Source organism: Kitasatospora sp. NPDC085879 (assembly GCF_040686255.1).
Classification (GTDB): domain Bacteria; phylum Actinomycetota; class Actinomycetes; order Streptomycetales; family Streptomycetaceae; genus Kitasatospora.
In genome coordinates this window covers 38,398-62,570 of sequence record NZ_JBFBJZ010000011.1, presented here as the reverse complement: position 1 = coordinate 62,570, position 24,173 = coordinate 38,398, and the positions used below count along the sequence as shown (strand labels likewise).

Annotated in this window: 19 protein-coding genes and 1 riboswitch; of the genes, 14 read left to right on the top strand and 5 right to left on the bottom strand. The window is 73.4% G+C overall.

The features are described from left to right. Positions 1-356: 356 nt before the first annotated feature. The 4 genes from AB0P35_RS11345 to def all read left to right on the top strand — a co-directional run bounded on the left by AB0P35_RS11345 (position 357) and on the right by def (position 5,035). Positions 357-1,769, top strand: coding sequence for an HD-GYP domain-containing protein (locus AB0P35_RS11345; RefSeq protein ID WP_363509486.1), 1,413 nt, complete (start codon positions 357-359; stop codon positions 1,767-1,769). After that, a complete protein-coding gene (locus tag AB0P35_RS11340; protein WP_363509484.1) occupies positions 1,766-3,103 on the top strand; it encodes an HD domain-containing phosphohydrolase in 1,338 nt (445 codons plus the stop codon). The genes AB0P35_RS11345 and AB0P35_RS11340 overlap by 4 nt, the downstream gene beginning before the upstream one ends. 163 nt (positions 3,104-3,266) lie before the next feature. Further along, positions 3,267-4,256 (top strand): hypothetical protein, encoded by a 990-nt coding sequence (locus tag AB0P35_RS11335; protein ID WP_095873236.1) that lies wholly within the window; start codon positions 3,267-3,269, stop codon positions 4,254-4,256. A gap of 158 nt (positions 4,257-4,414) precedes the next feature. After that, positions 4,415-5,035 (top strand): peptide deformylase, encoded by a 621-nt coding sequence (def, locus tag AB0P35_RS11330; RefSeq protein WP_095873235.1) that lies wholly within the window; start codon positions 4,415-4,417, stop codon positions 5,033-5,035. A gap of 87 nt (positions 5,036-5,122) precedes the next feature. Here the strand turns inward: def and AB0P35_RS11325 are convergent, their stop codons facing one another. After that, a complete protein-coding gene (locus AB0P35_RS11325) occupies positions 5,123-6,118 on the bottom strand; it encodes a ribonucleotide-diphosphate reductase subunit beta (protein WP_095875455.1) in 996 nt (331 codons plus the stop codon). Positions 6,119-6,147: 29 nt separating this feature from the next. After that, the gene (locus AB0P35_RS11320) at positions 6,148-8,538 is read right to left on the bottom strand and encodes a ribonucleoside-diphosphate reductase subunit alpha (protein WP_363509608.1); all 2,391 of its coding nucleotides are present in this window, start codon (positions 8,536-8,538) and stop codon (positions 6,148-6,150) included. Positions 8,539-8,746: 208 nt separating this feature from the next. Continuing rightward, positions 8,747-8,890: riboswitch (cobalamin riboswitch) on the bottom strand. A 167-nt stretch (positions 8,891-9,057) separates the two neighbouring features. On the opposite strand from AB0P35_RS11320, the gene AB0P35_RS11315 reads away from it, so the two are divergent. From AB0P35_RS11315 to AB0P35_RS11275, 9 genes are all read left to right on the top strand, one after another. Then, positions 9,058-10,167 (top strand): LamG domain-containing protein, encoded by a 1,110-nt coding sequence (locus tag AB0P35_RS11315; protein ID WP_363509482.1) that lies wholly within the window; start codon positions 9,058-9,060, stop codon positions 10,165-10,167. Positions 10,168-10,427: 260 nt separating this feature from the next. Further along, a complete protein-coding gene (locus AB0P35_RS11310; RefSeq protein WP_363509480.1) occupies positions 10,428-11,201 on the top strand; it encodes a glycosyltransferase family 2 protein in 774 nt (257 codons plus the stop codon). Then, positions 11,198-11,848, top strand: a complete 651-nt coding sequence (locus tag AB0P35_RS11305; RefSeq protein WP_363509478.1) for a hypothetical protein — start codon at positions 11,198-11,200, stop codon at positions 11,846-11,848. The genes AB0P35_RS11310 and AB0P35_RS11305 overlap by 4 nt, the downstream gene beginning before the upstream one ends. Positions 11,849-11,891: 43 nt before the next feature. Beyond that, complete coding sequence (locus AB0P35_RS11300) at positions 11,892-12,980, top strand: glycosyltransferase family 4 protein (protein ID WP_363509476.1); 1,089 nt, start codon at positions 11,892-11,894, stop codon at positions 12,978-12,980. Continuing rightward, on the top strand, positions 12,977-15,271 hold the full coding sequence (locus tag AB0P35_RS11295; RefSeq protein ID WP_363509474.1) for a DUF6541 family protein: 2,295 nt from the start codon (positions 12,977-12,979) through the stop codon (positions 15,269-15,271). Before AB0P35_RS11300 ends, AB0P35_RS11295 begins: the two co-directional genes overlap by 4 nt. Then, a complete protein-coding gene (locus tag AB0P35_RS11290) occupies positions 15,268-16,446 on the top strand; it encodes a glycosyltransferase family 4 protein (protein WP_363509472.1) in 1,179 nt (392 codons plus the stop codon). The genes AB0P35_RS11295 and AB0P35_RS11290 overlap by 4 nt, the downstream gene beginning before the upstream one ends. A gap of 39 nt (positions 16,447-16,485) precedes the next feature. After that, a complete protein-coding gene (locus AB0P35_RS11285) occupies positions 16,486-17,982 on the top strand; it encodes a lipopolysaccharide biosynthesis protein (RefSeq protein WP_363509470.1) in 1,497 nt (498 codons plus the stop codon). Next, on the top strand, positions 17,979-19,280 hold the full coding sequence (locus tag AB0P35_RS11280) for a polysaccharide pyruvyl transferase family protein (RefSeq protein WP_363509468.1): 1,302 nt from the start codon (positions 17,979-17,981) through the stop codon (positions 19,278-19,280). Before AB0P35_RS11285 ends, AB0P35_RS11280 begins: the two co-directional genes overlap by 4 nt. Further along, positions 19,280-20,434 carry a glycosyltransferase family 4 protein gene (locus AB0P35_RS11275; RefSeq protein WP_363509466.1) on the top strand — a complete coding sequence of 385 codons (1,155 nt, stop codon included), beginning with the start codon at positions 19,280-19,282 and terminating at the stop codon, positions 20,432-20,434. Before AB0P35_RS11280 ends, AB0P35_RS11275 begins: the two co-directional genes overlap by 1 nt. Positions 20,435-20,456: 22 nt before the next feature. Here the strand turns inward: AB0P35_RS11275 and AB0P35_RS11270 are convergent, their stop codons facing one another. Both AB0P35_RS11270 and AB0P35_RS11265 read right to left on the bottom strand, forming a co-directional pair. Next, positions 20,457-21,668 (bottom strand): cellulase family glycosylhydrolase, encoded by a 1,212-nt coding sequence (locus AB0P35_RS11270; RefSeq protein ID WP_363509464.1) that lies wholly within the window; start codon positions 21,666-21,668, stop codon positions 20,457-20,459. A 35-nt stretch (positions 21,669-21,703) separates the two neighbouring features. Next, a complete protein-coding gene (locus AB0P35_RS11265; RefSeq protein WP_095873223.1) occupies positions 21,704-22,198 on the bottom strand; it encodes a GNAT family N-acetyltransferase in 495 nt (164 codons plus the stop codon). A 308-nt stretch (positions 22,199-22,506) separates the two neighbouring features. Between AB0P35_RS11265 and AB0P35_RS11260 the strand changes: the two genes are divergently transcribed. Then, positions 22,507-23,475 (top strand): helix-turn-helix domain-containing protein, encoded by a 969-nt coding sequence (locus tag AB0P35_RS11260; RefSeq protein ID WP_363509462.1) that lies wholly within the window; start codon positions 22,507-22,509, stop codon positions 23,473-23,475. A 91-nt stretch (positions 23,476-23,566) separates the two neighbouring features. On the opposite strand, the gene AB0P35_RS11255 is transcribed toward AB0P35_RS11260, so the two are convergent. Beyond that, positions 23,567-24,127 (bottom strand): heme-binding protein, encoded by a 561-nt coding sequence (locus AB0P35_RS11255; RefSeq protein ID WP_363509460.1) that lies wholly within the window; start codon positions 24,125-24,127, stop codon positions 23,567-23,569. Between the last annotated feature and the right edge of the window lie 46 nt (positions 24,128-24,173).

The window sequence follows — 24,173 nt, the reverse complement described above, 5'->3', positions numbered from 1 at the left end:
TTCCGGACGGGGTCATCCCCAAAATGGACTGGACCACTGCGCGGGTCAAGGGCCCTGCGCGAGGCTTGGGCCTCTCTTAAGGAAGCCTTCGGGAAGCGCTCTCGCGGCCGCGCCCCGGGCGACACGGCCTCAAGTCGTCCCCACCATTGGATCGTTTCACTCGTACGGGTGAGCTGACGCGGTGTCGGCAGCGTCATTGCGCGATCGTGCGCCCTGTCCCGCGAACCGGGGCCTATTCTCCTCACTGGCCCGCGGAACGGGACGGGCCGGGCACGGCGGGGGAGGCTGACATCGCCAGCGAAAGCGAGGGGGGCACCCTCACCGGCGCCGCGGCCCGGTACGCCGCCGCCGTCATCGTGACCGGAGCCCTCTGCTGCCTGCTCCCGCTCGCCACCGGCGTCCGCGGCCCGCTCGGCGGACCGGTCGACTGGCCCCGCCTCGGCCTCCTCGCCTTCCTGCACACCTGCGCCGAATCGCTCGCCGTCGGCCTCCCCACCCCCTGCGCCCGGCTCGGCCGCCGCCTGCTGCGCCGCCCGCCCCGGGAGCCCCGCGAGGCCGCCCGGGCCCTGCCCGGCCGCGGCTTCTTCCCGGTGCTCTTCGCCGGCGTCCTGCTGCTGCCGCCCGCCGCCGCCGCGCTGGTCGCCGTCCCCGGAGCGCTCACCGCCCACGTCCCGAGACCGCGCCGGCTGCGCCGGCTCTGGAACGCCGCCCAACTGGCCGTCGCCGCCTTCGCCGCGGCCGCCGTCTACCGCCTGCTCGGCGGCCCGCACCTGCTCCTGGGTGCGCACTTCCCGACCGCCGCACTCGGCGCGATGGCCGCCGTCGCCGTGTTCTGCCTGGTCAACGCATCCCTGGTCGGAGTGATGCGGCAGCTGGACACCGCCCGCCCGGCCCGCGGCGCCCACCCCGCCGACCTCGCCCGGGCCACCGGTGCCGTCGTCCTGCCCGCCCTCGTCCAGGGCGCCGGCGGCCTGATGGTCGCCGTCCTCTGGCAGGGCCCGTACGGCGCGTTCGCCGCCGTCCTCGCCCTGCTGCCGCTCTCCATCTCCGCCTGGATGTTCGCCCAGGGCCACCGCGAGGCCAACGCCCACCAGGCCACCGTCCGCGCCCTCGTTCAGGCCGTCGAGATCAAGGACGCCTACACCCGAGGCCACAGCGAACGGGTCGGCCGCGCCGCCGTCCTGATGGCCCGCCAGCTCGGCATGGCCGAGGAGCGCATCCGCACCCTGCACTTCGCCGGCACCCTGCACGACGTCGGCAAGCTCGGCGTCGACACCGAACTGCTCCGCCGCAACGGCCCGCTCACCGAGGCCGAACGGCGCGCCGTCGAGATCCACCCCGTCTTCGGCCACGAACTCGTCCGTGACCTCGCCTTCCTCGGCGAGGCCCGCGAAGGCATCCTGCACCACCACGAACGCCTCGACGGCCGCGGCTACCCGGCCGGCCTCGCCGGCGACCGCATCCCCGAGTTCGCCCGGATCATCTCCGTCGCCGACGCCTTCGACTCGATGACCTCCACCCGCTCCTACCGGCGCGGCCGCCCGGTCGCCGAGGCCGTCGCCGAACTCCAGCGCTGCGCCGGCAGCCAGTTCGACCCGGCGATGGTCACCGCCCTCGTCTCCGCCGTCGACCGGCACGGCTGGCAGCCCGAACCGCCGCCGCCCGGCGGCTGGGACGGCGAGGTGCCCGACATCCCGCTCGGCGTCCCCGAGCCGGCCCGCCGGGTGCCCGGGCCGGGCGGCCGGATCAGCGCCGGCGGCGCTCCGTGAGACCCCGCCGGCACGGCCCCCTCCTCCGGCCGTCCGCCGTCCACGCCGCCGCCGCCCTGCTCCTCGCCGCCGCCCTGCTGCACCTCGCCCTGCACGGCCTCACCCAGCCGAAGGTCGCACTCGCCTTCGGCGCCGTCGTCGCGGTCGGCGAACGGGCCCGGATCACGCTCCCCGGCGACCGCGAGCAGGCCCCGCTCGGCAGTGCCGCCGCACTCGCCTACGCCCTGCTCGGACCGCTCCACTCCACCCCCACCGGCCACGGCGTTCTGCAGGTCGTCGCCATCACCGGCCTCGGCACCCTCGCCGGGCTGCTCCCGCTCGCGCTACCCGCCGCCCGAGCCCGCCGCACCGAATCCGGCCGCACCGACACCGCGCCGGTCGACACGGTCCGGGCCGACACCGCCGCCCGGCGGCTCCTCACCACGGCCTTCGCCGCCCTGCTCTTCCAGCCCGTGTACAGCAGCGGCCTGCTCGACCGCGACCCGTTCTCCGGACCGGCCTACGGCGCCCTGCTGACCGGCGTCGCGGCCCTGACCGCGCTCTGCGACGCCGTCCTCGCCGCCGTCCTGCACCGGGCCCGGGCCGGACTGCGGTTCGCCGCCGCCCTGGAGGACGAGCTGCGCGCGCTGCTCGGCATCGGCTCGGCCATCGTCGCCACCGGCATGCTGGTCAGCCTGCTGGCCGGCGAGGTCGGCCTGTGGGCGCTGCCGCTCTTCTGCACCCCGCTGCTGCTCGCCCAGGCCTCCTTCCGGCGGGCCGCGGAGATCCGCGCCACCACCGGCCAGACCATCGAGGCGCTCGCCCGGGCCACCGAGGTCGCCGGCTACACCCCACCGGGGCATGCGCGCCGGGTCGCCGACACGGCGTGCGCGCTGGGGCGCGAACTCGGGCTCGGAACCCGGGACCTCGCCCTTCTGGAGTACGCCGCCCTGATGCACGACATCGGCCAGCTCTCCCTCGTCGAACCCGTCCCCGGCGGCGCCACCGCCCTGCTGCCCGCCACCGAACAGCAGCGGATCGCCCGCCTCGGCAGCGAGGTCATCCGCCGCACCGGCGTCCCCCGCCGGGTCGGCGAGCAGGTCGCCCGGCTCGCCGACCCCTGCCGGCTGCCGGGCGGGGCCGCCGACCGCACCCTGCCGCTGGCCGCCCGCATCATCCGGGTCGCCAACGCCCACGACGACCTGCGCACCGAGGCCCGCGGCCGCGGCCTGTCCGAGGCCACCGCGGGCCTCGCCGCCCTGGAACGGCTGCGCCTGGAGCGCGGCCGCGCGTACGACCCCGCCGTGGTCGACGCGTTGGCCAGAGTGGGCGCCCAGGGCCGCGAACCGGCCTGAACCGCTGCGCGGGGAGCGCGGGCCGCCGAAGGCGTGGTTGGATGCGGTCGTAGCGTGGAACACCGGATGCGGGGCCACCCGGCACACCGGATCGTTCCCGTTGCAGCAGCCGGCCTCGGAGCAGGTGCTGAGAACTGGCGGACGACAACGGCAGGGACGGAACGTGAGGATCTTCCACCGCGCACGGCACCGGCCGTCGGCCACCTGGCGGCAGACGACCGACCGTGCCTTCACGCTCATCGGCGACGGCCGCTTCGAGGACGCCGGCGCGCTGCTGGTCATGGCCGCCGACCTGGAGCCCTGGCTCTCCGACTCCTGGTTCAACCTCGCCCTCCTGCACAAGTTCCGCCGCGACTGGGAGCAGGCCCGCACCGCCGGGCTGCGCGCCGTCGCCCTGCTCGACCGCGAGACCGGCGCCCCCGACTGGTGGAACCTCGGCATCACCGCCACCGCCCTGCAGGACTGGCCGCTCGCCCGCCGGGCCTGGCAGGCGTACGGGCTGAGACTCCCCGGCGGGCCCGGTGCGCCATCCGACGGGCCCGTCGACCTCGACCTCGGCACCACCCCGGTGCGGCTCTCCCCGGACGGCGAGTCCGAGGTGGTCTGGGGCCGCCGGCTCGACCCGGCCCGGATCGAGGTGCTGTCCATCCCGCTGCCGTCCTCCGGCCGCCGCTGGGGCGAGGTCGTGCTGCACGACGGCGCCCCGCACGGCGAGCGGGTCGCCGACGGCGTCGCCTACCCCGTCTTCGACGAGATCGAGCTGTGGGCGCCCTCGCCGGTACCGACCTTCGTGGTGCTGCTGCAGGCCGCCACCGCGGGCGACCGGGACGCCCTGGAGCGCATGGTCGCCGACGCCGGGTACGCGGCCGAGGACTGGACGAGCTCGGTGCGGCTGCTCTGTCGGGCCTGCTCGGAGAGCCGGATGGCGATCGACGACGGCCACACCGCGCACCACGACCCGCACGACGACGGCGACCCCACGCACCCCGGCCACCTCAGCCACCTCAGCCAGGGCAGCGCGGGCACCTCCTGGCTCGCCGAGCGCGAGTGCGGCATCGCCGCGCCCGCCTCCCTGGTGCGCACCCTGCTCGACCGCTGGGTGGCCGCCTCCCCCGCCACCCGGGCCTACCGGGACCTCGAAGAGGTCTGCTGAGCCGCTCTGTAGCACGCTCGCTGTTTTGTCGCCCGCTCGAGCCTTCCTTCGGCACGGGCGGGCCCTTCGGCTCGGGGCGGCTGAGCGGACCTCGCCGGAGGCCGGGGCCGTACCCTTGAGCGGTACACCTGGACGGAACCACGGAGCGGAAACCAGCGATGGCCGACGAGCACGAGCACGAGCACCCCGAGCAGGACGAGACGCCGCAGAAGATCGTCGGCGAGCTGCCCGACGTCTCGAAGGGCACCGCCCGCCCGATCACCGTGTTCGGCAACCCGGTGCTGCACCGCGAGGTCGCCACCGTGACCTCCTTCGACGGTGAACTCTCCGCGCTCATCGACGACATGTTCGTCTCGATGTACGCCGCCGAGGGGGTCGGCCTGGCCGCGAACCAGATCGGCGTCGACCTCAAGGTCTTCGTCTACGACTGCCCGGACGACGAGGGCGTGCGGCACGTCGGGCACGTCGTCAACCCGGTGCTGGAGGAGCTCCCGGCCGGCCGGCGGGCGCTGGACGACTCGCCGGAGGGCTGCCTCTCCGTGCCGACCGCGTACATGGAGCTGGCCCGCCCCGACTACGCCGCGGTGACCGGCCAGGACAAGGACGGCAACCCGGTCCGGGTCGAGGGCACCGGCTTCTTCGCCCGCTGCCTGCAGCACGAGACCGACCACCTGTACGGCTACCTGTACATCGACCGGCTCTCCAAGCGCGACCGCAAGGACGCCCTGCGGCAGATGGCCGAGGGCACGCCCAAGTACGCGACGGTGTCGAACGACTGACGGCAGGTCGGCGGCCGAACGCCGAAGGGCCGCACCCGGAGACCCGGGTGCGGCCCTTCGGCCGTTCTCGGCGGCTTGGAGGGCGGCCTAGAAGTCGTCGTCGAAGGAGACCGAACCCTCGACGGCGACCTGGTACGCGGAGACCCGGCGCTCGAAGAAGTTGGTCAGCTCCTGGACGTTCTGCAGCTCCATGAAACCGAACGGGTTGGTGGACCCGTAGCGGATCGGCATGCCCAGGCGGGCCAGGCGCTGGTCGGCGACGGCCTCCAGGTACTGACGCATCGACGCGGTGTTCATGCCGGGCAGGCCGTCGCCGCACAGGTCCTGGGCGAACTGGAGCTCGGCCTCGACAGCCTCCTCCAGCATCTCGGTGACCTGCTTGGCCATCTCGTCGTCGAAGAGGTCGGGCTCCTCGTCGCGGACGGTGTCGACCACCGACATGGCGAAGTCCATGTGCATAGACTCGTCGCGGAACACCCAGTTGGTGCCGGTCGCCAGGCCGTGCAGCAGGCCGCGGCTGCGGAACCAGTACACGTACGCGAAGGCGCCGTAGAAGAACAGGCCCTCGACGCAGGCTGCGAAGCAGATCAGGTTCAGCAGGAACGCGCGGCGGTCCGCCTTGGTCTGCAGCGAGTCGATGTGGTCGACGGCGTTCATGTACTTGAAGCAGAACTGCGCCTTCTGGTGGATGGAGGGGATGTTCTCCACCGCCGCGAAGGCCGCCGCGCGGTCGTCCGGGTCGGGCAGGTAGGTGTCGAGCAGCGTCAGGTAGAACTGGACGTGCACGGCCTCCTCGAACAGCTGCCGGGACAGGTAGAGCCGGGCCTCGGGGGAGTTGATGTGCTTGTAGAGGCTCAGCACCACGTTGTTGGCGACGATCGAGTCACCGGTCGCGAAGAAGGCGACCAGCCGGCCGATCATGTGCCGCTCGCCCTCGCTGAGCTTGGCGAGATCGGCGACGTCGGAGTGCAGGTCCACCTCCTCGACCGTCCAGGTGTTCTTGATCGCGTCCCGGTAGCGGTCGTAGAACGACGGGTACCGCATCGGGCGCAGCGTCAGCTCGAAGCCCGGGTCGAGCAGCATCTTCTGACGGTCGGCGTCGGTCGGGGTGCTCACTGGCAGGCCTCGCAGGACTCGGGGTTCTCCAGGGAGCAGGCGATGGCGTCCTGCTCCTCCTGGCTCATGGTCGGGGCGGGCACCGGCACGGCGGTGGCGGCGCGGGCGCCGGTGGCGGCCTGCGCGATGCGGGTGGCCGGGCGCGACCGCAGGTAGTACGTGGTCTTCAGGCCGACCTTCCACGCGTACGCGTACATCGAGCTGAGCTTGCCGATGGTCGGCGCCGCCATGAAGAGGTTCAGCGACTGGCTCTGGTCGATGTACGGCATGCGGGCCGCGGCCAGGTCGATCAGCGCGCGCTGGGGCAGCTCCCAGGCCGTGCGGTACAGCGAACGGACCTCGGCGGGCAGCCAGTTGAGGTCCTGCACCGAGCCGTTGGTCTCGCGCAGCGCGTCCCGGGTCTGCTGGTCCCAGACGCCGAGCTCCTTGAGCTCGCGCACCAGGTACGGGTTGACCTGGAGGAACTCGCCGGAGAGCGTCTCGCGCTTGAACAGGTTGGACACCTGCGGCTCGATGCACTCGTACACGCCGGCGATCGAGGCGATGGTCGCGGTCGGGGCGATCGCCAGCAGCAGCGAGTTGCGCAGGCCGGTCTCGGCGATCCGGGCGCGCAGCGCCTCCCAGCGCGCCTCCCACTGCGGAGCGGCCGAGGCGAAGTGGTCGATGTGCAGCTCGCCGCGGGCCGCGCGGGTCTCGCCGTACGCCTCGTGGCGGCCGAACTGCTCGGCCAGGTCGGCGGAGCGCTCGTACGCGGTGAGCATGATGCGCTCGGAGATCAGGGTGGAGAGGGCCGCCGCCTCGGCGGAGTCGAAGTCGATCCGCAGCTTGAAGAAGACGTCCTGCAGGCCCATGATGCCCAGACCCACCGGCCGCCAGCGGGAGTTGGAGGTGCCGGCCTCGGTGGTCGGGTAGAAGTTGATGTCGATGACCCGGTCCAGGAAGGTCACCGCGGTGCGCACGGTGGCGTCCAGGCGGTCCCAGTCCATGGCGTTCAGCAGGTCGGCGGCGGTGGCGCCGGCCGCCACGTGGGCGCCCAGGTTGACCGAGCCGAGGTTGCAGACCGCGGTCTCCGAGTCGTCGGTGACCTCCAGGATCTCGGTGCACAGGTTGGAGGAGTGCACCGTGCGGCCCGGCAGGGCGGTCTGGTTGGCGGCCCGGTTGGAGGCGTCCTTGAAGGTCATCCAGCCGTTGCCGGTCTGCGCCAGGGTGCGCATCATCCGGGCGTACAGGGTCTGCGCGGGGATCGTGCGCACGGCCTTGCCGGCCTGCTCGGCCTTGCGGTACGCCTCGTCGAAGTCGGCGCCCCACAGGTCGACCAGCTCGGGGACGTCGGCCGGGGAGAACAGCGACCAGTCCGCGTTGGCGTTCACCCGGCGCATGAACTCGTCCGGGATCCAGTGCGCCAGGTTGAGGTTGTGGGTGCGCCGGGCCTCCTCGCCGGTGTTGTCGCGGAGCTCCAGGAACTCCTCGATGTCGGCGTGCCAGGTCTCCAGGTACACGCAGGCGGCACCCTTGCGGCGGCCGCCCTGGTTGACCGCGGCGACCGAGGAGTCCAGGGTCCGCAGGAACGGCACGATGCCGTTGGACTGGCCGTTGGTGCCGCGGATCAGGCTGCCGCGCGAACGGATGCGCGAGTAGGACAGGCCGATGCCGCCGGCGTGCTTGGACAGCCTGGCGATCTGCGCGTAGCGGCTGTAGATCGAGTCCAGGTTGTCCAGCGGCGAGTCCAGCAGGTAGCAGGAGGACATCTGCGGGTGCTTGGTGCCGGAGTTGAACAGCGTCGGAGAGGACGTCAGGTACTCCAGACGGCTCATCAGCCGGTACAGCTCGGCGACCTCGGCCACCGACTGCTCGGAGTCACCGACCGCGAGGCCCGCCGCCACGCGGAGCAGGAAGTACTGCGGGGTCTCGACCACCTTGCGGGTGATCGGGTGGCGCAGCAGGTAGCGGGACTGCACGGTGCGCAGGCCGAAGTACTCGAAACGGTCGTCGCCCTGCAGGTCGACCAGCGCGTCGAAGGCGGCCGCGTGCTTGGCCACGAACGCGGCGGTGGTGTCGCCGATCAGGCCCTCGGCGTGGCCGACGGCGATCGAGGCGGCGAAGGAGACCGCGCCCTGGGAGACCGCCTCGTCGCTGATCTCCAGCGCGAGCAGCCGGGCGGCGAGCTTCGAGTACTGCGGGTCCTCGGCGATCATCGACGCGGCGGCCTCCACGGCCAGCCCGCGCAGCTCGGCGAAGTCCGAACCGGCGTGGCGGCCGCGCAGCGCGGCGGCGGCGACGTGGCCGGGGTCCACCTGGGGGAGGTCGGTGCTGCGGTCGGTGAGCAGCCGAAGCAGCGCGGCACCGGGGTCGGGCCGGTCGTTGTCGGCGGATCCCTGGGAGGGCAGGGTGACTGAGGCAGCGACGGTCAAGGCGCACTCTCTCCTGTGGCGGCAGCGGACGCTTCGGACACCCCCGGGCCGAGGGCCGGGGGAGCGTCAGGGCATGCGTGTGGCAGGGGAGACGGGCACACCCGACCTCGTCGGGGAGTGCGTCGTAACCCGGCCCACCCGCGAGGCCCGGACGTACAGCTGTGCTTCATGGCATCTGCGGGGAAGCCTGTGGCACACCGTCGGCAGGCCCTCGGACTGCGCGGGCCCGGGCGTTCACGGGCCTGCTCACCGTTGCGGGGCAGTCCCGGACTCGCACCGGGTTCCCCTGCGTCGACAGCGAGAGTGAGCATACATGTTGTGGTGTCTCCCTGAAGTACCCCCATATCTTGTGCACGCTGCGTGTCGCGTCCGTGGCTCGGGAGGCCTCCCCGGACGCATCGCGCACATCCGATCCGCCCCTCGCCCACGCGGCGTGCTCACGGAATGGTCACCACCCGAGACCTGGCCGGGGCCCATGGCCTACGATCTCTGGCCATGAGTGACGGAACGGGTGCACCGCCCGGTTGGACCGGTCGGCCCGAGTCCCAGGAGGGACCGGGGAATCCCTCGGAGCAGGCGTCCCAGGCCCCTGCCGGCCAGCCCTTCCCGCCGCAGGCCGGCTTCGGCGCCGCGGCCGGATTCCCGTCACAGGCCGCGCCGCAGCAGCAGTGGCAGTTCCAGCCGCCCGCGGCGTCCTCCGAGCCCGACTGGGAGGCGCTCGCCAGCCAGCACGAGGCCAGTTCGCGCCGGAAGAAGCTGATCTGGACCGGTGCGATCGTGGCCGGTGCCTGCGTGCTCGGCGGCGCGGTCGGCCTGGTGGTGATGAACGGCGTGCACAAGGGCGACCCGCAGGCCGGCCCCTCGGCGAGCGCCTCCGCCTCGCCGCGCCCGTCCGGGTCCGGGGCGGCCTCCGCGGCGGCCAACTCGCCCACCGTGCCCGGCCAGCCGGAGCTGCTGGCGGACAAATCCGGCCAGTCGAACATAGCGATGGGCCCGGACGCCCAGGTCAGTGAGGTCCAGGGCGGATACGCGCTGCGCCTGCGGAGCAACGGCAACTCCTTCGCCCAGTCGGCGAACCAGGTCATCGACGTCACCAAGAGCTTCTCGATCTCGGCCTGGGTCTACAACGAGGCGCCGGGCGGCTCCCGCACCGCGATCAGCGAGGGCGACGGCATCTCGTACTCCTTCGACCTGGCCCGTGACGACGCCAACGGCAAGAAGGCCTGGGTGTTCCGGGTGCAGACCGCCGACGGCGGCGCCGACGGCACGGTCGTGCAGGCGGTGGCTCCGGACACTGTGCCGACGGTGGGTCAGTGGGCGCTGCTCACCGGTGTGTACGACGCGGGCCAGAAGAGCATCACGCTCTACGTGAACGGCGCCCAGGCCGCCACCGCGAAGCTGAACGGCGGCATCTGGGCCGGCCCCGGCCCGCTGCAGCTGGGCCGCAGCCGCCACCACGGCATATGGGGCGGCAGCTGGGCCGGCGTGATCGGCCGGATCCTCGTCTGGGACGAGCCGCTGAACCCCCAGCAGGTCGCAAGCCTCAAGACCGGCGGCACCGGCCTGAGCGCCAAGCCCGCCGGATCCTGGCTCGTCGGCGGCTGATCGGCCGCCCGTTCGCGAGGGCACTGCCACGGGCCGTGCCCTCGCTCACACCTGCCGTGGTGTCACCGGCGATTCGCGTGTGAAAAGATGACGCCCGAGCGAACGGGGACGGCGGCATTCCGGCCGGGGCGGGGCACATTGGTTTCGGAGATGTGCGAACGCGCCCACCGGAACCCCGGAAAGGTTCGTCCGACACCCGACCCCTGACCGGCCGCGCAGCCTGGGGCGGGCACGCAGTTGCTTTCCAGGGGGAATAGAGCGTGAACACTCTGTCCATCGTGATTCCCGCGCTCAACGAGGCGTCGAACCTTCCGGCGGTGATGAGCACGGTACCGGTGGCGGAGCTGGCGGACGCCGGCTGGCGCACCGAGATCGTCGTCGTCGACAATGCCTCGACGGACGACACCGCGGCGGTCGCCACCGCCCTCGGTGCGCGGGTCGTCTCGCAGCCCGAGCGCGGTTACGGCAACGCCTACCTTGCCGGGTTCGACGTGGCCACCGGTGATGTGATCGCCACCGGTGACGCGGACTGCACGTATCCGTTCGACGCGCTGCCCGATCTGTTGCGCACTCTGGTCGAGCACGAGGTCGAGTTCCTGACGACCGATCGTCTCCACCGGCGCAACCGCCGGGCCATGAAGGCCTCGCACTTCGTCGCCAACCACGCCCTCAGCGTGCTCAGCCGCACGCTCTTCCGCAACGGCCTGCGGGACTCCCAGTCCGGCATGTGGATCTTCCGGCGGTACATCTGGGACGGCCTGGACGTGCGCTCCCGCGGCATGGCGTTCTCGCAGGAGATCAAGAACGCCGCGACCACGGCCGGCTACCGCTTCATGGAGGTGCCGATCGAGTACCGCACCCGCGGCGGCGAGGTGAAGCTGAATGCCCTGCCGGACGGTGTGGCGAACCTCCGTCAGCTCTTCAACCACCGGTTCCGCCGCGGCGACGGTCCGCCGCCCGTCCCCGTCGCAGCCCGCCGGCAGGCCCGCATCCCCGCCCAGAAGCCGCGCAACGAACGCATCGAGGCGGTGTGAGCAGGAGGTCCGGGCGCGCCCCGAACGAGGACGCGCCCACCGCGGACGACCTCGGCGGTCCGGCGTCCGCCGACCGGGCGCCCGCCGAGGAGACGTCCGTCGAGGGGGAGGCGGAGGAGGGCACGTCCGACGACGCCGTGTCCACCGAGGACGCGTCGGACGCGGACCGGGGCGTCCGCGGGCGCCGCCGCCGCGCCTCCGCCGGCCGCGGCCCGGTGCTTCGCTCCCGGCCGGTCGCCGTCCTCGCCGGCCTGCTCGCGGCGGCAGTCGCCGGATGGGCGCTGTGGACGGTGCCCGTCACCCGCGAGGTGCTGCTCGACTCCTTCACCGAGCGCCCCCGGACCTACGCCGAGCTGTTCTTCACCGCCACCCCCGGCTTCGAGGGCTCCACCGTGGTCGTCCCGATCGCGGTCACCGACCACGGCGAGGGCTCCGAGGGCTACCAGGTGCGCGTCACCCTGGAGTCGCCGTCCGGGCAGGTCCTCGCCACCTCGACCACCGCCGTCACCCCCCGCTACGGCGCACCCGTGCCCCTGGTCGCCAAGCTGCAGACCAACGCCGACGTCGCCCTCGTCCGGGTCGCCCTGGTGGGGCATCCGCAGAGCCTGTACTTCCGCTTCGGGAAGTCCCAGACCACCCATGGCTGAGGCACTGCGCACACCCCTGACGAGCCGACGCCCTGGAACACCGATGCGTACGATCCTGCAGGTCACCCCGTACTATCCGCCCCACCTGGGCGGTCTCGAACGGGTGGTGGAGAACCTCTCCGGCCAACTGGCGCGCCGCCACGACGTCCGCGTGGTCACCACCGCACTGGGCGCCGGGGGAGCGCCGCGGCACACCGCGGGCCCGGTCGCCGTCCGTCGCCACCGCGCCGTCGAGGTCGCCCACACGGCGCTGGCCCCCGGATTGCCGTTCTCGCTGCTGCGCGCGCCTCGCGGCGCCGTGCTGCACCTGCACTGCGCGCACGCCCTGATGCCCGAACTCGTCGCCGTCGCCGCACGTCTGCGCGGGCAGCGCTTCGTGCTCCACTTCCACCTCGACGTCGACGCCTCCGGCCGGCTGGGCCGACTGCTGCCCGCGTACAAGAAGCACGTGCTGGCCCGGGTGATGCGGGCCGCGGCCGCCGTGATCGCGCTGACCGAGGAACAGGCCGCCTTCCTCCGGGACACCTACCGGGTGCCCGCCGAGCGGGTCTTCGTCGTCCCCAACGGTGTCGGGGGCCAGTACTTCATGCCCGTCCGGCAGCTCGCTGACCGGCCGCTCCACCTGCTGTACGTCGGCCGGCTCAGCGCCCAGAAGAACGTCGCGCGGCTGCTCGACGCGATGGCCCTGGCCGGCCGTCCGGTGCGGCTGAGGATCGTCGGCGACGGCGAACTCCGGCCCCGCCTGGAGGAACAGGCCCGGCGCCTCGGGCTGTCCTCGGTCGAGTTCGCCGGCGGGCTGCTGGGAGCGGACCTCGTCGCCGCCTACGCCGGTGCCGACGCCCTCGTCCTGCCCTCCGACCGGGAGGGCATGCCGCTGGTCGCCCTGGAGGCCATGGCCGCGGCGCTCCCCGTGCTCGCGACCGACGTCCCGGGCAGCCGCGAACTCCTCGACGGCGTCGGCCTGCTGTCGGCACCCGAGCCCGCGGCGCTCGCCGCGGCGATCGACCGGCTCGCCGCCGACCCGGCGCTGCGGCTGCGGTTGTCCGAGAGGAGCGCGGAAGCGGCGCGGGCGTACGCCTGGGAGAACGTCGCCACCCGGGTCGAAGAGGTCTACGAGGAGGTCGGGCTGTGAACGCGCGCACCCTCCTGCGGGGCCGCTCCGCGGTGATACTGGGAAGCGCCGTCGCCTGCGTGGTCGAGACCCTGCCCGGCGTTCCGGGCGCCGTGCTCACCGCGGCCGGGCTGTGGCTGCTGATCGGCGCACCCGTGGCACTCTGGCGCGGCACCGCCGCCAAGGCGGTGTCCACCCGGGACGCTGCCCTGATGGTCGCCGTGGGCCTCGCCGTCGTCACCGACCTCCTCGTCGCCCTCGCCGTCAACACCCTGCTGCCGCCGTTCGGCATCGACGAACCGCTCACCCGCGCCAACCTCGCCGGGGCGAGCGCCATGGTCGTCGCCGTCCTCGGCGCCTTCCTGCCCGAGGCGCCGCGGCCCGCCCGCCGCTTCGGCCTGCCCGCCGGCACGGCGACCCTGGCCGGCCTCGGCGCTCTGACCCTGGTGCTCTCCGTGGCTGGCCCGATCCGGCTGAACAACGGGCTCAGCGGCACCGTCAGCACCGCCGCCCTGGTCGCCGTCGCCGCCCTCCTGCTGCTGCTGATGGTCCGCCGACGCCGCTACCCCGTGCCGCTGCTGGAGGGCGGCCTGTACGTGGCGGCCGCCGCCCTGCTGCTGCTGAACTCGCTGCGCGGCTGGGGCATCGCCGGCCACGACATCCAGCGCGAGTACGAGTACTTCCGGCTCGCCCTCGGCGGCTCGTACTGGAACGTCGAGCTGTACCCCGACGCCTACAACGCCTGTCTCAGCATCACCCTCCTCCCGGTGTCCGTCGCCCGGCTCACCGCCATCCCCGGGATCTACGTCTTCAAGGTCGTCCTGCCGCTGCTGTTCGCGCTGACCCCGGTGCTCGTCCACCGCGCGGTGCGCAACGTCGCGCCCCAGTTCGTCGCGCTGCTGTCGGCCGTCTACTTCATGCTGTTCCCGACCTTCTTCACCGACATGACCTTCCTCGGCCGGCAGGAGATCGCCTTCCTGCTGCTGGGATGCGCCATGGCCGTGCTCACCGACGCGGGCCGGCCGATGCGGGCCCGCCGCGTGGCCGTCCTCGCGCTGCTCGTCGGCTGCGTGCTCTCGCACTACTCGACCACCTACGTGGTGGTGGCGACCCTCGCCGTCGGGTACGCCGTCGAACTGCTGTGGCGGCTCGCCGCCTCCCGTGGCCGGACCCGGCTGCGGCGCCGCAGCCGGGTCGCCGGGACGGGCACCCTGATCACCTGGTGGCTGGTGCTCGTCCCCGCGGTACTGGCGGTCGTCTGGGCCGGGCCGGTCACCCACACCAGCGTGCAGCTCAAGTCCACCCTCGGCATCGTCGTCCAGGAGGTCCTGCACCCGGGCCAGGGCAAGGGCGGCTCCTCCGACACCGCGTACAGCCTGTTCGGCGGCGCGAAGGCCGGCCCGCAGCAGCGCCTCGACGAGTTCCGCGCCGAGACGGTCGCCGCCACCGACGCCAAGCGCGCCGTCGGCGACTACTTCCCGCTGCAGGCCGTCGAGGGCTACCGGACGGTCGCGGTGCCGCAGGCCGACATGCCGCTCACTCCGCTCGGCCGTGCCCTCGACACCGCCGGACTCAGCGTCACCGGCCTCAACGGCGCACTCCGCCAGGGAGCCGCGCTGCTGCTGCAGGTCCTGGTGCTGGTCGGTTTCGTCGCCGTGCTGCGTGCCCGGCGCCGTTCCTTCCGGCCGCTGCGCGACCAGGTCACCCTGACCGTCGGCGCCCTCGCCATGGTCGCGCTGTTCACCCTGCTGCCCCAGCTGTCCGTGGACTACAGCGTGCTCCGCGCCTTCCAACAGGGCCTGTTCTTCTACGCGCCGTTCCTCGCCGCGGGCACCCTGTGGCTGCTGCGCTGGGCCGGCCGCCGGACCGTCCCGGTCGCCTGCGCACTCACCCTCGCGCTGTTCCTCGACCTGACCGGTGTCGTCCCCAAACTCCTCGGCGGCTACCCCGCCCAGCTCCAGCTCAGCAACGCCGGCCGCTCCTTCGACATCTACTACCCGCACGTCGAGGAGCAGATGGCCGTTTACTGGCTGGAGAAGCAGATCGCCACCGACAAGCGACAGGTGCTGCAGACGGACCGCTACACCTTCAGCCGGCTGCAGACCCTGATCACCGGCCCCGCCCAGGCCGACGTCCAACCCGTCGTCATACGCCCCAACTCGTACGTGCTGCTGGGCGCCACCACCGTGCGCAAGGGTGAGGTGACCGTCTTCTACCGTGGAGACCTCGTCACCTACAAGTATCCGACGGCACTGCTGAGCACGACCAAGAACCGGATCTACAGCAGTGAAGGAGCCGTGATCTACCGATGAGCACACCCGAGCGGCCGCCGCGCGTGCTGATGGTCAGCCACTACTACCCGCCGCACCTCGGCGGCATCGAGAACGTCGCCCGCCAGGAGGCCCGCCACCTGGCCGCCGCCGGCGCCGAGGTCACCGTGCTGACCAGCGCCGACCGCAGCAGCGTCCGCGACGAGGACGGCGTCCGCGTGGTGCGGATCGCCGCCTGGAACGGCGCCGAACGGGCCGGCGTGCCCTTCCCGGTGCTGTCGCCCCGCGTGCTCACCGCCGCGTTCCGGCACGCCCGGCGGGCCGACGTGGTGCACATCCACGACTGCCTCTACCTCACCTCCTGGGCCGCCGGACTGGCCGCCGTGCTCACCCGGACCCCGCACGTCCTCACCCAGCACGTCGCCCTGGTCGCCCACCCCTCCGCGCTGGTCCGCGCCGTCCAGCACGCCGTGTACGCCGTCGCCGGCCGCGCCCTGCTGCGCCGCGCCCGCCGCGTGATCACCCTGAACGCCTCCGTCGCCGACTTCGCCGTCCGCGGCGGGGCCCGCCCGGACCGGCTGCGCCACCTCGCCAACGGCGTCGACACCGTGCTCTTCCGCCCGGCCGCCGCGCCCGGCGAGCGGGCCGCCGCCCGCACCCGCCTCGGCCTGCCGCAGGACCGGGTGCTCGCCCTCTTCGCCGGCCGCCTCGTGCCCAAGAAGGGCCACGACCTGCTGCTCGCCGCACACCGCCCCGAGGACGGCTACGACCTGGTCTTCGCCGGCGACGGCGACGTCCGGGCCCTCGCCGGCCGCCCCGGCGTGCACGGCCTCGGAACCCTGTCGCCCGAGGACCTCGCCGACGCCTACCGTGCCTGCGACCTCTTCGTCCTGCCGTCCACCGCCGAGGGCTTCCCGCTCACCGTCCAGGAGGCCATGGCCTCCGGCCTGCCCGTGATCACCACGGACGACCCCGGGTACGCGCCGTACCGGCTCGACCGCAGCAGTGTCCGCCTGCTGCCCCGCGACCCCGGGCAGCTGGGCGACGCCCTCGCCGAACTCGCCGCAGACCCCGCCCTGCGCGCCCGGATGGGCGGCTACTCCCGGCAGTACGCCGCCGACGCCTTCTCCTGGCACCGGCACACCACCGCACTGACCGAGCACTACCGGGGCCGCGACGGGCACGAGCACGTTCAGCACGAGCAGGCCCACGCATGATCACCGGCACCCCGCGCCGCAGAGCCGGCGCACCTCCCCGTGGCTAGGCACCGGGGCCGGCACGCCCGGCCGCCGGACCAGGTGTACCGCAGCTCCTTCTTCCTGCTCGCGTCCTCCGTCACCACCGCCGGGCTCGGTTTCCTGTTCTGGGTGGTCGTCGCCCGCTTCTACACCCCCGAGCAGGTCGGCCTGGCGACCTCGCTGATCTCGGCGACCTCGCTGCTCGCCTACCTCAGCATGTTCGGCCTCAACAGCACCCTCGTCCGCTTCCCGGCACCGGCACCCGCCCGCAACGGGCAGATCACCCAGGCGATCGCCCTGGTGGCGACCGTGTCCGGCGCCGCCGCGCTGGTCTACCTGGCGGGCCTGCCGCTGTACGGGCCCAAGCTGCTGTTCGTCCGAGGCGACCTGCTGCAGGCCGGCGCCTTCGTCCTGTTCTGCGTCTGCGCGGCGGTCAACGCCCTGACCGACTCGGTCTTCGTCAGCGCCCGCCTGCCACAGCTCAACGTGCTGGTCGACGGCCTGATCCAGGGCCTCGCCAAGCTCGCCCTGCCGGTCGCCCTGGTCGCCCTCGGCCCGTTCGGTGTCGTCGCCTCCACCGGCGGCGGCTACCTCGTCGCCGTCCTCGCCTCCCTGCTCCTGATGCACCGCCGGATCGGCTACCGGTTCGACTTCCGCACCCGGGGCACCCGCCTGCGCGAGCAACTCGGCTACTCCGCAGCCAGCTACACCTCCAGCCTGCTCAACCTGCTGCCGCTGATGATCGTCCCGCTGATCGTGCTGGAACGCCTCGGCACCGCCGCAGCCGGCTACTACTACGTCGCCTTCCAGATCGCCGGCATGCTGCACGCCGTCTCCGGGGCCGTCGGCGAGGCCCTGTTCGCCGAGGTCTCCTCGGACGAGTCCCGCTTCGGCGAACTGCTGCGCCGCTCCGCCCGCATCATCGCCGCCGTCCAGGTGCCCGCCGTCATCGCCGTCGCCGCCGGCAGCACCCTGCTGCTCAGGATCTTCGGCCCCTCCTACGCCGCCCGCAGCAGCGGCCTGCTCACCGTGCTCGCGCTCTGCGCCCTCGCGGTGGCCCTCAACACCTGGGCCAGCTTCGGCCTGAAGGCCGCCCGCAGCATGACCCACCTGATCCTCAGCAACGTCCTCTTCGCCGCGGTGACCATCGGCCTCACCGCGTTCTGGGCGCCGCGCGGACTGATCTGGGTGGGCCTCGCCTGGGGCGTCGGCAACCTGCTCTCCGGGCTCTACGCGACCGCCGCCCTGCTCGCCCGACGCACCTCCGCCCGACGCACACCCGAACGACCCGTACCCGCGTCGCCGTACCCTGCCCCTCCCCACCCCGTCGCGCCGTACCCCGCTCCGCCGCACCCTGCCGCGTCGTACCCCTCCCCTCCGTACCCCGCCGGGCCGTATGCGGCCCCGCCGCACTCCGCCCCGCCTCACCACCCGCAGCCCGGGACGGGTGCATCTGCGCACGCCGTCCCCCCGCAGCACTTCCGCACCGTCCGACCCGAGGAACACCGCCGATGAGGATCGTCGTCGTCAACGCCTACGTCCGCGGCAACGCCGGGGACGCAGCCCTGCTCTCCGTCTGCGTGCGGCACGTCCGGGAGGCCTTCCCGTACGCCCGGACGGTCATCGCCGGTATGGAGGACGCCGCCGTCCACCCCGACTTCGAGGGCGTCGAGAACATCGGGTCGATCCGCCGCTGGGTCGCCGACGGCGAGGTCTCGTTGCTGCGCCGCGTCCTGCGCAAGCTCCTCGTCGCACCGCTCGCCGTCCTCGCCCTGCTGCTGCCCGGGCCCGCCGGCCGCGCACTGCTGCGCCTGCTCCCTGCGGAGGCCCGCCGCGAGGCCGACGCGGTCTCCCGGGCCGACCTGGTCGTCTCCATGGGCGGCGGTTACCTCAACGCCCGCCCCGGTCTGAACGGGCACCAGAACGTCTTCTTCGTCCTCCTCCCCGCCCTCCTCGCCCAGCGCGCCGGGGTGCCGGTGGTGTTCGCGCCGCAGTCCTTCGGCCCGTTCCCCGCCCGCCTCCAGCGGCGACTCGTCCGGCGCGCGCTGCGCCGCTCGCCGCTCGTGCTGGCCCGTGAGGCCCTCAGCGCGGCGATGCTGGAGGAGTGCGGCCTGCCCGCGGACCGGATCGGCCGGGCCGTCGACTCCGGCTTCGCCTACGCCCCCGAGGCGCAGCCCGACTGGCGGGCCCGTCTCGACACCGACCCCGGGCAGCCGCTGGTCGGGCTCACCGCCCGGCGCTGGCTGGAGCCGGCCGCCCAGGACGGCTACGAGCGGGCCCTCGCCGAGGTCGTGGACCGGATCCAGGCCGCCGGCCACCGGGTCGTCCTGATCCCCCAGGTCAGCACCGGCTACCTCGGCGACGACGACATCCTCGTCGAACGCCGGATCGCCGCCCACTGCACCACACCGCCGCTGCAGCTCGACGAACGCGTCGACTACCGCGAACTGCGCTCCCTCTACGGCGAATGCTCGCTGCTCGTCGGCACCCGCTTCCACTCGGTGATCTTCGCGCTCACCAGCGGCGTCCCGTGCGTGGCCATCGGCTACGAGCACAAGACCGCCGGCATCATGGCCGAACTCGGCCTCTCCGCGAAGGTGGTGCCGATCGAGGAGGTGACCGCGGACCGCCTGTGGACGCTGGTCGAGCCGCTGCTCGGCCCCGGCGCCGAGGAGTACCGCGCGCTGCTCCGCGACCGCGTCCCCGGCTACGTCGCCCGCGCCGAGGAGTTCCCCGCCATGCTCCGGGCCCTCCTGCCGGCCACCGCCCAGGACACGGCCCGGGCAGTGGCCCAGCCACAGGTGTCGGCCTGATGCCGGCCCGCGACCGCGTGCCCGCGGCCGGCCCGCGGACGGTGGCCGTCGTCACGCCCTACTACCCGCCCAAGATCGGCGGCGTGGAGAACTACACCGCACGCCTCGCCCGCGCCCTCGCCGACGACCCGGAGCTGCGGCCGGTCGTCATCACCACCCGGTCCGACGGGCTGCGCACCACCGACACCGTCGAGAACGGCGTCCGGATCGTCCGCCTCGGCGCCTGGCTCCGGCTCTCCAACACCCCGCTGAGCCCGCTCTGGCCACTGCAGTTGAGGCGCTGGCTGCGCCGCACCGGCGCTGCCGTGGTCAACGCGCACGGCCCGGTGCCCGGTCTGGCCGACCTCGCGGTCGCCGTCGCCGGCCGGCGGTACACCGTGCTGACGTACCACGCGGGCTCGATGCACAAGGGCGAGCCCGGCAGCGGCGCCGCCGACCGTCTGATCGGCCTCTACGAGACGCATGTGCTGCCCCGGGTGTTCCGCCGGGCCGCGGCACTCGTCGCGGTCTCCCCGGTCTCGCTGGCCTCCGGCCTGCCCCACGCCGTCGAGATCAGCCCTGGCGTCGACCTCGACCGGTTCACCCCGGGCCCACCGCCCTCGACCCGCCCCCGCACCGTCCTGTACGTCGGCCGGATGGACCGCACCTCGGCATGGAAGGGCGTGGACGTGCTGCTGCACGCCCTGGCCCGCCCGGCCGGCCCGGACACCGCGCGGTTGCGCCTGATCGGCGGCGGCGACGCCGTACCGGACCACCTGGCGCTGGCCGGCCGCCTCGGCATCGCCGACCGGGTGGAGGCCGCAGGCGAACTGACGGGGCAGGACCTGGTCGAGGCGGTGCGCACCGCGGCCGTCGTCGTCCTGCCGTCCCGCACCGAGGCCGAGTCCTTCGGGATGGCGCTGGTCGAGGCGATGGCCTGCGGCACACCGGTGATCGGATCCGCGGTCGGCGGCGTGCCGGGGGTGGTCGCCGACGGAGAGACCGGCCTGCTCGTCCCGCCCGGCGATCCGGACGCGCTCGCGGCCGCCTGCCGCCGCCTGCTCGACGACGGCGCGCTCGCCGACCGGATGGGGAGAGCGGGTCGGCTCCGCGCCGAGGAGCACTACGACTGGCGGCGACTGACAGCACGCCACCTCGACCTGTTCCGCGGCTGACGCGGGCGCGCGCCGCGGGCCGCTACTGCGGCTGCGGGCGGCGGTAGTAGGCGGCGGCCGCGTCCTTGAACGCCTGGAAGGCGGGCTTGCGCGAACCGTCGTAGCGGCGGAGGCCGTAGAACAGCGAACGCCGCTTCTTGTCCTTGGCCGTGCCGGCGTCCTGCTCGGCGAACCAGAACACCGCGGTGACATGCGGGTTGGCGGCCGCGGCGGGGATCGTGTCGCTGGCGATGTCGGCCTGGAAGCCCTCGGTCACGTGCGAGGCGTTCGGCGGGATCGTCCGCCCGTCCGCGGCGCCACCCGGGCCGTTGGTGGGTGCGCCGGTCTCGGTGATCCAGATCGGCATGTTCGGAGTGCCGTACTTGTCGAGCACCGCGACCAGGTTGTCCTTCGCGCTGCTGATCTCCTCCATCGCCGTGCCGAACTCCGTCTTGGCACTCGGCAGATGGGGATAGGTGTAGGGGTGGTAGCTCAGCGCGTCCACCAGCTTATTGCCGCCGAGCCTGCAGACCTGCTCCAGGAACTCGGTGTGCGAGATGTGCCCCGCCGACGGGTCGGTGGACACCGCCGCCAGACCGCCCAGCAGCAGGTACGCCTTCGGGTCGGCCCCGCGCAGCGCCTTGGACGTGACGGTGAGGAGCCGGGTGTAGGCGGCCGCGTCGGGCTTGGGGGCCCAGAACGGGATGTTCGGCTCGTTCCAGATCTCCCAGACGTGGATGCCCATCGGGGCGTACCGCTGCGCGGCGTCCCGGGCGAAGGCGGCGAACACGTCCGGCTTCGCCGGCGGGCAGGACGGGTCATCGGTGCAGCCGGCCGTGCGGGCCCAGCCCGGGGTGTAGCCGATGGTGGGCAGCACCTCCAGCTTGCGCGCGTGGGCGGCCTTCACGACCCGGTCGAAGCGCTGCCACAGGTAGCTCTTCGGGCTGTCCGGCTGGATGTTGTTCCAGGACAGGTCGACCCGGATCCAGGTCGCGCCCAGCTCCACCGCGTTGTCCAGGCCGATCGCCAGGTCCTGGTCCGACTTCCAGGTCAGGGTGTCCCCGAACGCGAGGCCGATGCGGAGCTGCTTGCCGTTCTGCGGTGCCGTGGGGGAGGGCACGGCGATCGGTGTCTCGGCCGAGGCGGACGAGGAGGACCGTGTGAAGACGCCTGCCACCACGGTCGCCACCAGCGAGATCACGAAGGCCAAGGCCGCCACCAACAGTCGCTGCCGTCCGGCCCATTGCATCCCCATGCGGTACAGCCTAGGCCAGGTCCGAAAGAGATCTGTCAGAAGGTCAGGGCGTAGACCATCAGGTCGAGGCCGGGCAGGGGGGCCCAGTCCCGCTCGGGCGCCCGGCGGAAGCCGAGCCGTTCGTACACCCGGTGGGCGTCCGTCATCTCCGGCCGGGTGGAGAACGCCATGCCGGCCAGGCCGAGTTCGCGGCTGCGGTCCATCGCGGCCCGCACCAGGGCGGCGCCGACGCCGCGGCCGCGGGCGGCCCGGCCGACGGCCAGCATCCGGATCTCGCCCTCGTCCGGCTGCGAGATGTCGGCCCAGGCCGAACCGCCGACCGCGAACGTCACGCAGCCGAGCACATGCTCGTCCCGGGCGTCGACGGCGACGAGGAGTTCGGCCTCCTCATTGCGGCGGCGGGCGTCACGGAGGAGCCCGGCGTAGGGCCCGTCGGCGAGGCTGAAGCCGTCGCCGACGAAGACCTCGACCGAGAGTTCGCCGGCCGGGTCGAGGTCCCGTTCGCGGGCGCGGCGGATGACGACGTCCATCCGTCCAGTCTGCCCTCCACGGCGGTGGCCCCGGCGGTCGGGGGGCGGTGCAGTCGGTCGGGCACGGACGGGTCGGGGGGATAGCCGCCGGGGCGGTGCCAGTTGTCGCGGCCGTGCCGGCCGGTGCGGTCGCGCTCCCGGCCGACCACGGCCCCGACCAGGGCGAACACACCGATGACGACGGACAGGACGGCGGTGTTCTCGAACACGGTGGAAGTCATGGCACCACTCTCCCGGCCGGCCGCCGCCCGAACGAGTGGCAGGAATGCCCTCTTGCATCGAATTACTGCCAACGGCATCCTGGAGCCATGCTGAAGAACGTGGTCGCCGTCGTCCTGGAGGACGTCCACCCCTTCGAACTCGGGGTCGCCTGCGAGGTGTTCGGCCTCGACCGCAGCGAAGAGGGCCTCCCCGTCTACGAGTTCGCGCTCGCCTCCGACACGCCCGGCCCCAAGCGCACCCACGCCGGCTTCACCGTGGACGTCCCGTACGGGCCCGAACGCCTCGCCGGGGCCGACCTGGTGATCCTCACCGCGACCGGTCTGCGCGACGAGTACCCGCCCGCCCTCCTCGCCGCCCTCCGCGCGGCCGTCGAGGGCGGCGCCCGCGCGCTGTCCATCTGCAGCGGCAGCTTCCTGCTCGGCGCCGCGGGACTGCTCGACGGCCGCCGCTCCACCACCCACTGGAAGCACGCCGCCGAAATGGCCCGGCGCTTCCCGCTCACCACCGTCGAACCCGACGTGCTCTACGTCGACGACGACCCGGTCATCACCTCCGCCGGCACCGCCTCCGGGATCGACGCCTGCCTGCACCTCGTCCGCAAGGTCCAGGGCGCCGAGGTCGCCCGCGGCATCGCCCGCCGGATGGTCGTCGCCCCGCACCGGGACGGCGGCCAGGCCCAGTTCGTCAACCGCCCGCTGCCCGAACCCGGCGTCGACTCGCTCGCCCCCGTCCTGGACTGGATGCGCCACCACCTCGACGAGGAGGCCACCGTCGAACGGCTCGCCGCCCTCGCCCACATGTCCCCGCGCACCTTCGCCCGCCGTTTCCAGCAGGAGACCGGCACCACCCCGCACCGCTGGCTCACCGGCCAGCGCCTGCTGCTCGCCCAGCGGCTCCTCGAAGGCACCGCCGAGCCGATCGACGCCGTCGCCGCCCGCTGCGGCTTCGGGAACGCCGCCACCCTCCGCCACCACTTCGCCCGCCGCCTCGGCACCACTCCGCAGGCCTACCGCCGCGCCTTCGCCAGCCCCGAGATCGCGGCGGCAGGGGTGTAGCGGCGGAGGTGTAGCGGCGGCGGGGGCTCGGGGTGCGGCGCGGGGGGCAACTCCCCTCCCCCGTCGCCGGGAGGGGAGGACGGGCGGCCCGCTACCGGCCGAGCGCCGCGACACCCGCCTGCGCGAACTGCTCGTCCAGGTCGCCGCTCGCGGCGCCCGCGACACCGACCGCCGCCACCGGCGCGCCCTTGACCTGCACCGGGGCGCCGCCGCCCAGGAACAGCGTGCCCGGGATGTCCTTGAGGTTCGGGGTCTGCGCCAGGCGCTTCGCCAGCTCCGAGGTCGGGGCGTTCCAGGACACCGCCGTGAAGGCCTTGCGCTCCGCCGACTCCGGCGACTGCGGGCCGGCGCCGTCGCCGCGCAGCGCGACGATCGTGTTGCCGTTCCGGTCGACCACGGCGACCGAGACCTTGTAGCCGCCCCTGCCGGCCGCGTCGATCGCCGCCAGCGCCGCCCTGGTCGCGGCGTCCACCGACAGGTGCGAGGAGGACACCACGTCCTTGCCGCCGGCCTCGGCACGGACCGCCGCGGGAGCACCGGCCGAACCGGAGGTCTCCGCGCTCGCCGCCACCGCGCCGAAGGTGCCCGCACCCAGCGCGGCCACCGCCACAGCGCCGCCCAGTACCCGTGCCCGCATCGACGTCTTCTTCATTGCGACTCCTCGGCGCTTCACCGGTCCGGCCCCTGCGGCTCGGACT